The sequence below is a fragment of the Methylobacterium sp. WL64 genome, from assembly GCF_008039945.1.
Classification (GTDB): Bacteria; Pseudomonadota; Alphaproteobacteria; order Rhizobiales; family Beijerinckiaceae; genus Methylobacterium.
Genome location: NZ_VRVA01000054.1, coordinates 25271 through 37240, shown reverse-complemented (window position 1 = coordinate 37240; position 11970 = coordinate 25271). Strand labels below are relative to the sequence as shown.

The 11970-nt window shown below is 70.1% G+C and carries 10 protein-coding genes; 7 read left to right on the top strand and 3 right to left on the bottom strand.

Translation table 11 applies throughout. The features are described 5' to 3' along the window. Positions 1 to 341 precede the first annotated feature (341 nt). The 4 genes from FV242_RS20230 (at position 342) to FV242_RS20215 (ending at position 5971) form a co-directional block, all read left to right on the top strand. Positions 342 to 2210, top strand: a complete 1869-nt coding sequence (locus FV242_RS20230) for an extracellular solute-binding protein (protein ID WP_246692788.1) — start codon at positions 342 to 344, stop codon at positions 2208 to 2210. Then, complete coding sequence (locus FV242_RS20225; protein WP_147940143.1) at positions 2207 to 4060, top strand: extracellular solute-binding protein; 1854 nt, start codon at positions 2207 to 2209, stop codon at positions 4058 to 4060. The genes FV242_RS20230 and FV242_RS20225 overlap by 4 nt, the downstream gene beginning before the upstream one ends. Before the next feature lie 4 nt (positions 4061 to 4064). After that, complete coding sequence (locus FV242_RS20220; RefSeq protein ID WP_147906372.1) at positions 4065 to 5168, top strand: microcin C ABC transporter permease YejB; 1104 nt, start codon at positions 4065 to 4067, stop codon at positions 5166 to 5168. A gap of 266 nt (positions 5169 to 5434) precedes the next feature. Beyond that, entirely contained in the window at positions 5435 to 5971 is a 537-nt protein-coding gene (locus tag FV242_RS20215) for a DUF2059 domain-containing protein (protein WP_147906371.1), read from the top strand. Between the two features lie 35 nt (positions 5972 to 6006). On the opposite strand, the gene FV242_RS20210 is transcribed toward FV242_RS20215, so the two are convergent. Next, positions 6007 to 6795 (bottom strand): helix-turn-helix domain-containing protein, encoded by a 789-nt coding sequence (locus FV242_RS20210; protein ID WP_147940142.1) that lies wholly within the window; start codon positions 6793 to 6795, stop codon positions 6007 to 6009. A 62-nt stretch (positions 6796 to 6857) separates the two neighbouring features. Between FV242_RS20210 and FV242_RS20205 the strand changes: the two genes are divergently transcribed. Both FV242_RS20205 and FV242_RS20200 read left to right on the top strand, forming a co-directional pair. Continuing rightward, positions 6858 to 8054 carry an MFS transporter gene (locus tag FV242_RS20205; protein WP_147940141.1) on the top strand — a complete coding sequence of 399 codons (1197 nt, stop codon included), beginning with the start codon at positions 6858 to 6860 and terminating at the stop codon, positions 8052 to 8054. 67 nt (positions 8055 to 8121) lie between these two features. Further along, positions 8122 to 8640 (top strand): GNAT family N-acetyltransferase, encoded by a 519-nt coding sequence (locus FV242_RS20200; protein ID WP_147906368.1) that lies wholly within the window; start codon positions 8122 to 8124, stop codon positions 8638 to 8640. Positions 8641 to 8670: 30 nt separating this feature from the next. Here the strand turns inward: FV242_RS20200 and FV242_RS20195 are convergent, their stop codons facing one another. Further along, entirely contained in the window at positions 8671 to 9852 is a 1182-nt protein-coding gene (locus FV242_RS20195; protein ID WP_147906367.1) for a multidrug effflux MFS transporter, read from the bottom strand. Positions 9853 to 9944: 92 nt separating this feature from the next. Beyond that, positions 9945 to 10919: a cytochrome c family protein gene (locus FV242_RS20190; protein ID WP_147906366.1), complete on the bottom strand. Its 975-nt coding sequence runs from the start codon at positions 10917 to 10919 to the stop codon at positions 9945 to 9947. A 298-nt stretch (positions 10920 to 11217) separates the two neighbouring features. Here FV242_RS20190 and FV242_RS20185 point away from each other — a divergent pair, with 298 nt between their 5' ends. Next, positions 11218 to 11961: a 3-deoxy-manno-octulosonate cytidylyltransferase gene (locus tag FV242_RS20185; protein ID WP_147940140.1), complete on the top strand. Its 744-nt coding sequence runs from the start codon at positions 11218 to 11220 to the stop codon at positions 11959 to 11961. The last annotated feature ends 9 nt before the right edge of the window (positions 11962 to 11970 follow it).

Genomic DNA, 11970 nt, shown 5'->3' with positions numbered 1-11970 from the left:
GGCCCTGCGTCAGCAGGGGTCGGGAGAGGGGCAGCGCGACGGTTCAGGATGAAGCAACCGTTGCGCTCTTTCCAGAAACGTTGCTCCCCTCTCCCGACCCGCTTCGCGGGCCACCCTCCCCCGCAGAGGGGGGAGGGCGTGGCGCGGATCCGGCCCGCCTCAAGAAGCCCCACGCCGCAGGTGACGTCACGGTCGCGCACCGACCGGCAAAGAAGCGGCCTCGACGCCCGGGCCGCACCCGGCCTAAGACCCTTCGGAAGCCCGAATTCCCGCACCGCCTGGTGCGATGACATGGAGATAGCCTGCCCGTGACTGGACGCCTCCTTGCCGCCACGCTCTGCATCGCCTGTCTCCAGTTCGCCCCCGCCCGCGCGCAGGAACCGGCGGCGAGCGCGGCCGCCACGGAGGCGGCGATCCCGGCTGCTACCGGCCAGTGGACCCACGCGATCACGCTGATGGGCGAGCCCAAATACGGCCCCGGCTTCAAGCATTTCGACTACGCCGACCCGGCCGCGCCCAAGGGCGGCATGGTGCGCCTCGGCATGCAGGGCGGGTTCGACAACTTCAACATGATCGTCTCGGGCCTGAAGGGCGACCTCGAAGGCGGCGTGCTGCAGATCTACGATACGCTGATGACCGAATCCTCGGACGAGCCGTTCACGTCCTACGGCCTGCTGGCCGAGGCGGTCCGGGTCGCCCCCGATCTCGGATCGGTCTCGTACCGCCTGCGCGACGACGCCCGCTGGCATGACGGCCAGCCGATCACCCCCGAGGACGTGGTCTGGTCCTACGGCGTGCTGAAGGCCAACAGCCCATTCTACGCCGCCTATTATCAGACGGTCGCCAAGGCCGAGGCGACCGGGCCGCACGAGGTGACCTTCACGTTCACCGAGACGGGCAATCGCGAATTGCCGCAGGTGATCGGCCAGTTGCGGGTGCTACCCAAGCACTGGTGGACGGGCAAGGACGCCAACGGCAAGCCGCGCAGCCCGACCGAGACCACCCTGGAGCCGCCGCTCGGCTCCGGCCCCTATCGGCTCGCCAAGTTCGAGCCGGGCCGCAGCGTCACCTACGCCCGCGTGCCGGATTACTGGGGCAAGGACCTGCCCGTGAATGTCGGGCGGTACAATTTCGACACCGAGCGCCACGAATACTTTCGCGACGGTACCGTTCTGGTCGAGGCCCTGAAGGGCGACCTCTACGACTTCCGGGCCGAGAACATCGCCCGCAATTGGGCGACCGCCTACGACGATTTCCCGGCCGTCAAGGAAGGGCGCCTGATCAAGGAGGCGTTCCCAGAACGCGGCATGGGCATCATGCAGGCCTTCGCGTTCAACACGCGACGGGACAAGTTCAAGGATCCCCGGGTCCGCCGGGCGTTCAACCTGGCACTCAACTTCGAGGAGATGAACAAGAACCTGTTCTATGGCCTCTACAAGCGGATCAACTCCTACTTCTTCGGCTCGGAACTAGCGTCCTCGGGCCTGCCCGAGGGGCAGGAGAGAGAGATCCTGGAGAGCGTCAAGGACAAGATCCCGGCTTCGGTCTTCACCGCGTCCTTTGCCAACCCGGTCAACGAGAACCCGGAGGCCGTGCGGAAGAACCTGCGTGAGGCCGTGGGGCTGTTGCGCGAGGCCGGCTACGAGCTGCGCGGCGGCAAGATGGTCAACAAGACGACCGGCGAAGCGCTGACCGTCGAGTTCCTGGAGTTCCAGAACGCGTTCGAGCGGGTGATCCTGCCCTTCGCGGCGCAGCTGAAGCTGATCGGCATCGATGCGACGATGCGGGTGATCGACGCCGCGCAGTACCAGAACCGGATCCGCGACTTCGACTTCGACATCACCACCAACGCCTGGGGCGAGTCGCTGTCGCCGGGCAACGAGCAGCGCGAGTTCTGGGGCTCGGCGGCGGCCGACAAGTCGGGCTCGCGCAACCTGATCGGGATTAAGGATCCCGGGATCGACGCGCTGATCGAGAAGGTCATCTATGCCAAGGACCGGGCCGGGGTGATCGCCGCGACCAAGGCGCTCGACCGGGTGCTGCTGGCCCACGATTACGTCGTGCCGCAATGGTCGGCGAGCGAGCAGCGGACCCTGCGCTGGAACCGGTTCAGCCACCCCGCCGTCCTGCCGCGCTACGCCGGCTCCGGCTTCCCGACGACCTGGTGGTACGACGATACCCGCGCGGCCAAGACCGGAGCCCCGCGGTGACGGGCCGGTCCTGGCAGCCGAGCCGGCGCGGCCTCATCCTCGGCGCCGGCGCGCTCGCCGCGATCCGTCCCGCCTGGGCCGACGGCGAGGAGCGCCACGGCCTGTCGAGCTTCGGCGAGCTGAAATACGGCCCCGGCTTCGAGCATTTCGACTACGTGAACCCGATCGCCCCCAAGGGCGGCCGGTTCTCGACACAGCTCGCCGGCACCATCGGCAACCAGTCGCTCAACACCTTCAACACGCTCAACATCTACGTGCTGCGCGGCGACGGTGCGGCCGGGCTGGACCAGACCTTCGACAGCCTGATGGTCCGCGCGCTCGACGAGCCGGACGCCGTCTACGGGCTGGTGGCGCGCGCCGTGACGGTGAGCCCGGACGGGCTGATCTACCGGTTCGCGCTGCGCCCGCAGGCGCGGTTCCACGACGGCTCGCGGCTGACCGCCCGGGACGCCGCCTTCAGCCTCACGCTCCTGCGCGACAAGGGTCATCCCTCGATCTCCGAGGTGATCCGTCCGATGACCGAAGCCCGGGCCGAGGGCGACGAGACGCTCGTCGTCACCTTCGCCGAGGGCCGCGCCCGGGACCTGCCGTTGTTCGTGGTCCAGCTGCCGATCTTCTCGGCGGCCTATTACGGCGGGCGCGACTTCGAGGCCTCGAGCCTGGAGGCTCCGCTGGGCTCCGGCCCCTACCGCGTCGGCACCGTCGATCCCGGCCGCTCCATCGGGCTGGACCGGGTTCCGGATTACTGGGCGGCGGACCTCGCCGTGGCGGCCGGGCAGAACAACTTCGACACGATCCGCTACGAGTATTTCCGGGATCGCACCGTGGCGTTCGAGGCGTTCAAGAGCGGCGCCTTCACGTTCCGCGAGGAGTTCACAGCCCGGGTCTGGGCCACCGGCTACGACTTTCCCGCCGCCACCGAGGGGCGGGTGATCCGACAGACCGTGCCGGATGCGCGGCCGAGCGGGACGCAGGGCTGGTGGATCAACACCCGCCGCGCGCCGTTCCGCGACCCGCGCATCCGCGAGGCGATCGGCCTGTGCTTCGACTTCGAATGGTCGAACCGCAACCTGATGTACGGCGCCTACACGCGCACCGCCTCGTTCTTCGAGAATTCCGACCTCAAGGCCACCGGCAAGCCCTCGGCAGAGGAACTGGCCCTGCTGGAGCCGATCAAGGACCTGCCCCCGGAGGTGTTCGCCGAGGCCTGGACGCCGCCGGTTTCGGACGGGTCCGGGCAGGACCGGGCGCTGCTCAAGCGGGCCGACGCGCTTCTGCGCGAGGCCGGCTGCACCCGCCAGGGCGGCGGCCTGCTGCTGCCGGGCGGTCAGCCCCTGGCGATCGAGTTCCTGGACGACGATCCCGTCTTCCAGGCGGTGACCCAGCCGTTCATCCGCAACCTCGGCCTGCTCGGCGTGAAGGCGACGCACCGCACCGTAGACCCATCGCAGTATCAGGCCCGCGTCAACGATTTCGACTTCGACGTCACGTCCCGTCGCTTCTCCGGTGGCGTTACGCCAGGCACGGAATTGCGCGAGCTCTACGGCTCCCGGGCGGCGGCCACCAAAGGCTCCAACAACCTGTCGGGGATCGCGGACCCGGCGGTCGACGCGCTGCTCACGGCCATCGCGGATGCCAAGTCCCGCGCCACGCTGAGCACCGCGTGCAAAGCCCTCGACCGCGTGCTGCGGGCCCAGCGTCTCTGGGTGCCGATGTGGTATTCCGGCGCCCACCGCCTCGCCCTGTGGGACGTCTACGGGCGCCCGGCGAATCCGCCGAAATACGATCTCGGCGCCCCCGGCACCTGGTGGTTCGACGCCGCCAAGGCCAAGCGGATCGGGCGGGACTGAGACCATGCTCGGCTACATCCTGCGCCGCATCGGCCTGATGATCCCGACCCTGTTCGGGATCATGCTGATCACCTTCACCATCGTGCAATTCGCCCCGGGCGGCCCGGTGGAGCGGGTTCTGTCGCAGATGAAGGGCCAGGGCGACGGCACCCTGTCGCGGGTCACCGGCGGGGGCGGCGACCTCGGCGGCGGCGGTCGTCCGGCAGGGGGCGGAGAGGGCAACTCCCGCTATCGGGGCGCGCAGGGGTTGAGCCCGGACTTCATCGCCAAGCTGGAGCAGCAATTCGGCTTCGACAAGCCGGCCCCGGAGCGTTTCGCCAAGATGCTGTGGGACTACGTCCGGTTCGATTTCGGCCGCAGCTATTTTCGCGACGTGACGGTGATCCAGCTGATCAAGGAGCGGCTGCCGGTCTCGATTTCGCTGGGGCTGTGGATGACGCTCTTGTCGTACGCGATCTCGATCCCGCTCGGTATCCGCAAGGCCGTGAAGGACGGCGAGCGCTTCGACCGCTGGACGTCCTTCGTGGTGATCATCGGCTACGCGATCCCGGGCTTCATGTTCGGGCTGATGCTGATCATCCTGTTCGCGGGCGGCTCATTCTATCAATGGTTCCCCCTGCGGGGCCTAACCAGCGAGGGCTGGGAGAGCTTCTCCGCCTGGCACAAGTTCACCGACTACGCCTGGCACCTGGCGCTCCCGCTCACCGCCCTGGTGATCGGCGCCTTCGCGACCTCGACCCTGCTGACCAAGAACTCGTTTCTCGACGAGATCCGCAAGCAATACGTCCTGACCGCCCGGATGAAGGGCCTGTCCGAGCGGCGCGTGCTCTACGGCCACGTCTTCCGCAACGCCATGCTGATCGTGATCGCCGGCTTCCCGGGCGCGTTCATCTCGGCCTTCTTCACCGGCTCGCTGCTGATCGAGACGATCTTTTCCCTCGACGGCCTGGGCGAGCTGTCGTTCCGGGCGATCGTCGGCCGCGACTACCCGGTGGTGTTCGCGACCCTCTACATCTTCTCCCTGCTCGGGCTGGCGGTGAACCTGCTCTCGGACCTGATCTACGTCTGGATCGACCCGCGCATCGATTTTTCCGCCCGGGCGACGTGAGGGCTCGGGCGCGCGGCCGATCGTTCCGCGTCGTCATCGGGGTGGTCGCCGCCAAGACGTTGAGCCGCTGGACAAGCTGACGATCCAATCCATCCGGATCTGCATCCGCTGTCGGGATCGGGCAATTTCTGAAGGCGGCCCAAGTGGATCCGCTCCAGTTATTTGTCATCGCGATCGCCCAGGTGCATTGATCCGGATCACAATTACGATAGCAGTGCCCGGGCCGTGCAACGTTGGATCGTACGGCGATCGTGACCGGAGCAACCATGCGCCTCTCGACCCTTCTCGTCGGCCTCTGTCTCGGAACCGCGCTGCCCGGCACGGTGCTGGCGCAGACGGCGCAGAAACCCGCTTCGGCCGCGGCGCCGGATCCGGCCTTGCTGAAGGTCGCCCGGGAAACGGTCGCGCAGATGCAGGGCGATCGCGCCGCCACGCTCAGCTCGATGGCCGCCCCGATGGTCGGCATGATGCAGCAGATCGGCATCAAGGAAGCCGACAAGGCGCAGGTGCTCGTGCAGGAGGTCGTGATGCCGACCCTGTCCGCGCATTACGACGAACTCCTCGATATCCAGGCTCGCGGCTTCGCCACGATTCTCGGCAAGGACGACCTGCAGGCGATCGCGGCCTTCTACGCCACGCCCACCGGCAAGCGCCTCGCGGCCGCCCAGCCGCAGCTCGCCCAGATCCAGCTGGCCGGCATGCAGCAATGGATGCAGGCGGTGGCGCCCGAGATGCAGGGCAAGATCGTCAAGGCGGTCCAGGACCACGGCTGGGGCCCGGGCGGCCAAGCGAAGCCGAAGTGATCGGCTGATCCGGACCGGGTGGCGGCGCGGGCCGCCTACGGCGTTCCTCCGCCACCCAGCACCCGCGCCACGGTGCTCCGCAGGGCCTGCGCGCTGCGATAGCCCACCGCGGCTGCGACCATGCCCGGTGGGCGGCCCTCGGCGGACAGTGCGAGCGCCCGGATCACCCGGGCCCGCGCCCGCCAATCGCCGAAGCTGAGCCCGGTCTCGGTGCGGAACCGCCGGGTCAGGGTGCGTCGGCTCGCCCCGGCGCGGTCGGCCCAGGCGTCGAGGTCGTCGGCGGCGGCGGGATCCTCGATCAGGCCGAGGCAGACCCGGCGCAGGCGGGCATCCCGCGGCAGCGGCAGGGTCAGCGGCGTCTCGGGCGCCCGGCCGATCTCGTCGAGCACCAGGGCGGCGAGGTGACCGCCGCGGCCGGCCTCGTCGTACAGGACCGGTTCCTCCGCAAGGGCGGTCAGGGCCGAAGCCAGGAGCGCGGAGACCGCGATCACCCGGCAGATCGTCGGAAACGCGTCCACGGCGGCGGGGTCGAGATAGGCCGTGCACAAGGCCACGGGTCCGTGGGTGACCGTGGCGTGGGGCAAGCCCGGCGGGATCCAGAGGGCGTGCCCCTCCGGCACGACCCACGTGCCGTCCTCGGCCGCGGCGCTCATCAGCCCTGCCGTTGCGTAAAGGAGCTGCGCCCGGATGTGTGCATGCAGGCCGGTGCCGCTCCCGGCCGGAAGCGGCTTGCGGACGACCGCGACCGGCCGCGGCACATGTTCGTAGTCGGCAGCGGCGGTCGATCGCGGCACCACCGGCGATTTTGGCCCGTTCGCATCCATATCCGGCCCGACACCGCCATCGGGCCAGGGTATCAGCGGTCGATCCCGGAGGATACGCCGCGATGGATGCCGAAACCCTGTCCCGCCGCACGCTGCGCTTCGTCAACGTCGCGCACGCTCTCGACCACTACGTGCTGCTGATCTACCCGACCGCGGTGATCGCCATCGCGGCCCAGACCGGCCTGAGCTACGGCGAGCTGATCGGGCTGGCGACCGGCGCGTTCGTGGCCTTCGGGTTGTGCTCGCTGCCGATGGGCTGGCTCGCGGACCGGTTCGGCCGGCGCAACCTGCTGGCGGTGTTCTTCCTCGGCTACGGCCTGTCCTGCCTCGGGGTGGCGAGCGCCACCACGCCGCTGAGCTTCGCGCTCTGGCTATGCGTGCTCGGCCTCGCCTCGGCGATCTACCACCCGGTCGGCTCGACCATGCTGGTGACCCATGCGCGCCGACTCGGCCGCGACCTCGGCATCAACGGCGTCTGGGGCAATCTCGGCGCGGCCTCGGCCTCGGGCGTCACCGCGCTGCTGGCCGCCAGCGTCGGCTGGCGGGCCGCCTTCGTGGTCCCGGGCCTCGTCTGCCTCGCCTGCGGTGCCGCCTTCCTGGCGATGGTGCCGGGCGACGGCGAGGCCGGCGGCAAGAAGGCCGGGGGCGCGGCCGCGATCGCAGTGAGCCGACCCTGGGCGCTGATGGCGCTGTATGGGGTCGCGATCTTCGCGGGCGGCGTCACCTTCAACCTGACGACGATCAGCCTGCCCAAGGTGATCGACGAGGGCGTCGGCCAGGCGCTGCCGCTGGCGCTGATCGGCTCGCTCGCCACCGTGGTTTTCCTGGTCGGGGCGCTGATGCAGCTCGCCATGGGCCGGCTGATCGACCGCTTCAGCCTGCCGTCCTTGTTCGTCACCCTCTCGGTGCTGCAGCCGCTGGGGCTGGCGCTCGCGGCGCTGAGTACCGGCCTGCCGCTGCTCGCCGGGCTGATGCTGGCCATGACGGCGATCTACGGCCAGGTAGTGATCAACGACGCGATGATCGCCCGCTACGTGCCCCCGGCTTACCGGGCCCGGGCCTACAGCGTACGTTACTTCGTCGGCTTCACCGCCAGCGGCTTCGTGGTTCCGGCGATCGCGGTGCTGCACGACCGCGGCGGCTTCGCGCTGGTGCTCGGCATCGCGGCCACCTGCGGCGCGGTGATCTGGCTCGCGGCGCTCGGCTTCCTGAAGCTGACGCAGGGCGAGCCGCGCCCCGCCCTGGCGGCGGCGGAGTAGGGATGACGATTTGCGAGCCCGGGCCGGCGCTGCTACGCGGCGGCGGTTCCGAGCCGCGAGCCCGCCCTTGACCACACTCTCCCTCGTCATCAGGCCCGAGCGGCCGGAGGACGCACCCGCGATCGATCGCCTCCAGGCCCGGGCCTTCGGTCCCGGACGGTTCGCCCGCACCGCCTATCGCCTGCGCGAGAAGGCGGCCGAGCGGATGGACCTCGGCGTCACCGCCTCGGTCGGCAGCTTCCTGGTGGGCTCGGCGCGGATGGGGCCGGTGCGCACCGGGTCTTCGCGCTTCGTCATGCTCGGTCCACTGGCGGTCGACCCGAGTTTCGAGGGCCGCGGCATCGGCGGCACCCTGACCCGCGCGGCGATCGAGGCGGCGCGGCAGGCCGGCGAGGGTCTGGTGATCCTGGTGGGCGACGCACCCTATTACAGCCGCTTCGGCTTCACCCCTGTGCCGCCGGGCCGCCTGACCCTGCCGGGACCCGTGGACCCGGCCCGCGTCCTATGGCTGGAACTGGCCGACGGTTTTCGCCAGGGCATATCGGGCGCCGTGGAAGCGTTGCGCCCGGAAGAGTCCCGGTCTTGAGGTCTCTGTCGGTTCGCGGCGCGGTTGCGGTCACGCCCGCCGCAACGCCAGGGCCGCGATCAGCCCGGCGGTGAGCAGCGCCAGGGCCACGGGGGTCGCCGAGGTCGCGGGCCAGGCCGAGGCCGCGGCTGTGAACAGGGCCCCGAAGGTCATCTGGGTGAAGCCGTAGAGGCTGGAGGCCGAGCCCGCCGCGTGCGGATCGACGTTCATCAGCCCGGCCACCGCGTTGGGGCTGAGCAGGCCGACCCCGACCGCGTAGGCGAAGAGCGGCACGATCAGGGTCACGACGCCGAGCATCCCGCTCCGGTCGACCAGCAGCAGCGCCAGCGCCGCCGCGATGCAGAGCAGGTTGCCGCTGCGAGCCGCCTTGCGGATCGGCACCCGGGTCGCGAGCCGGCTCGCCAGCACGGCGCCGCCGACCATGCCGAACACGACGATCAGGCAATCGAACCCGACCTCCTGCGAGGAGCGCCCGAGCCGGTCCACCAACAGGAACGGCGCCACCGCCAGGAACGCGTAGAGGCTGGTGCCGCCGCAGGCCCCGGCGACCAGATAGGCGCGGAACACGGGTACCTTCACCAGCCGCAGGTAGCCCGCCAGGATCGCCACGAGTCCCGGCAGAGCCACCTTGTGCCGATTGGTCTCCGGCAGGGTGAACACCACGAGGGCGCCGAGCACCGCGACGATCCCGGCGAGCACCACGAACACGGCGCGCCAGCCGAAGGCCTCGTTCACCACCCCGCCGATCGCCGGGGCCAGGGCGGGGGTCAGCGTCATGGCGGTGGTGAGGATCGCGAGCTTCCGGGCCGCGTCCTCCCGGGTCGAGACGTCCCGCACCATGGCCCGGCCGATCACCAGGGAGCCGCAGGCCCCGAGCGATTGCAGCACACGCGCCACCAGGAGCACGCCGATGCTCTGAGCCGGGATCGCCAGCAGCAGCCCGGCGAGGTAGAGGCCGAGCCCGCCGATCAGGATCGGACGCCGCCCGAACCGGTCGGAGAGCGGCCCGTACAGCAGCTGGCCGCCCGCGAGCCCGATCAGGTAGACCGTGATGGTGAGTTGCGCGGCGGCCGTCGTGATGCCGAGGTCGGCAGCGGCGGAGGCGAGCGCGGGCACAAAGATGTGCAGCGCCACCGTGCCGGTCATGGTCACGCCGACCAGCAGCGGCAGGGGCGCCCGGCGCGCTGCCGGTTCCGGACTTCGATCGGGCAAGCGGAATCCTTATCGGTGTCTGACCCGAACGGAGATCGGGTCGCGGACGCCTCAAGGCAAAGGCCGGGCCTGAACGCCCGGCCGGGTCGCCGCTAGTTCTTCGGCGTCGGCAGGGGCGCGTTCTGGTCCTTAGTCGGGCCGTCGACCTCCAGGTCCTTGGCGCGATCCACCGCCTCGGGGTTGGCCTGAGCCGGCGGCTCCTTGGCGGCCGGGGCGGACGGCGCCGTCGGCTCGGCCGGGATCAGGCTCGACGGCGTGCCGTGCTGGTCGCCGTCATGAGCACCGGCCGGCGGAGCCGGAGCGTTGCGGTCGCTCGACTCGCTCGGCGCCCGGGGGCTGCCGGCGGACTTCTCCTCGACCGGCTTGGCCGTGCTGGTGTCGGCGGGCTTGGCCGGGCTGTCCTTGCCCTCGGAGCCCTTTCCGGCCGCGGGCTTGGCAGCCGAAGGCTTCTCCTCGGACGCCGGCGCGGGTGCGGGCTTGTCCTCGGGCTTGGCGGCGGCCGGAGCGGCCTCGGGCTTCGCCTCGGTCTTCTCGACGGCGGGCAGAGGCTTGGGGCTGTCGGCGTTGTTGCGCAGGTAGGCGATGACGTTGGCCCGGTCCTGCGGCGACGCGATGCCGGCGAAGGCCATCTTGGTGCCCTTGGCGTAGGCCTTCGGGTTGGTGAGGAACGCGTCCAGGTCGTCGTAGGTCCAGGTGCCGCCCTTCTCCTTCAGGGCCGCCGAGTACTCGAAGCCGGCATGCCCCCCCTTCGGGCGCTCGACCACGCCGTACAGGTCCGGGCCGACCTTGTTCGGGCCGCCCTTCTCGAAGTTGTGGCAGGCATGACAGGCCTTGGTGCCGGCCTCGCCCTTCTCGACGTTGGCGCTGGCGAGCCGGACGGCGATTGGCTCGACCTTGGCCTCCGGTGCCGCCGCGGCGGTCTGCGGCTCAGGCTCGGGCAGGTCGTAGCCGGCTTTGCCGGCCGGCTTCGGATGGTAGATCAGCTCGGCGACGAAACCCGATCCGGCCGCGAACAATAAGGCGCCGAGGACGGCACCGAGAACCTTGTTCACCTCGAACGAGTTCATGCTCTTCTCTCGATCTGCCCATGCCCGTCACAGGCAGGCACGCCGGGACACAGGACCTTGGAAGATTTCAAGGGTGCTTAGCCGTTCCGGCACGATCTTGACAATGCCGGTGGGGGGATACGTTCCGTCGCGGGGCGAAACGCGCGTTCCAAATCGCCGAGCTTGTTACCCGGCGGCATCATTTTGCCGGATCGTGTGGCCCGGCGCCCCGGTCCCGCAAGGGACGACAACCCGGAGCAGGCCTGCTAAGCACCCGCGCTTCGCTGGCGGACGCCTCAGCCTCAGGTCCGAGCCCTTCATGTCCGATCCCCTCGTGCTGATCCCGGCCCGCCTCGCCGCGACGCGCCTGCCGAACAAGCCGCTGGCCGAGATCGCCGGCGAGGCGATGATCGTCCATGTCTGGCGGCGGGCCATGGAGGCCGGGATCGGTCCGGTGGTGGTGGCGACCGACACGGCCGCGATCGCCCACGCCGTCGAGGCGGCCGGCGGCATCGCGGTGATGACCCGGGCCGACCACCCATCCGGCTCGGACCGCCTCGCCGAGGCGCTGGAGAGCGTCGATCCGGCGGGGCACCATGACGTGGTGGTCAACGTGCAGGGCGACCTGCCGACCATCGACCCGGCGATCATTGGGGCCTCGATCGGCCCGCTTTCCGACCGCACGGTGGACATCGTCACGCTCTGCGCACCGATCACCGATCCGCACGAGGCGGAGAACCCCAACGTGGTCAAGCTCGTGGGCCATCAGGTCGGCCCGGGGCGGCTGCGTGCGCTCTACTTCACCCGCGCCCGCGCCCCCTGGGGCGACGGCGCGCTCTGGCATCATATCGGCCTCTACGCCTATCGCCGCTCCGCGCTGACCCGCTTCGTCGCCCTCCCCCCCGGCGAGCTGGAGACGCGGGAAAAGCTGGAGCAATTGCGGGCGCTGGAAGCCGGCATGCGCATCGATGCCGTCATCGTCGACGACCTGCCGCTCGGCGTCGACACCCCAGCCGACCTGGAGCGCGCCCGCGCCCTGCTCCAGGCCCGACGCCTGAACTGAACGCATGAC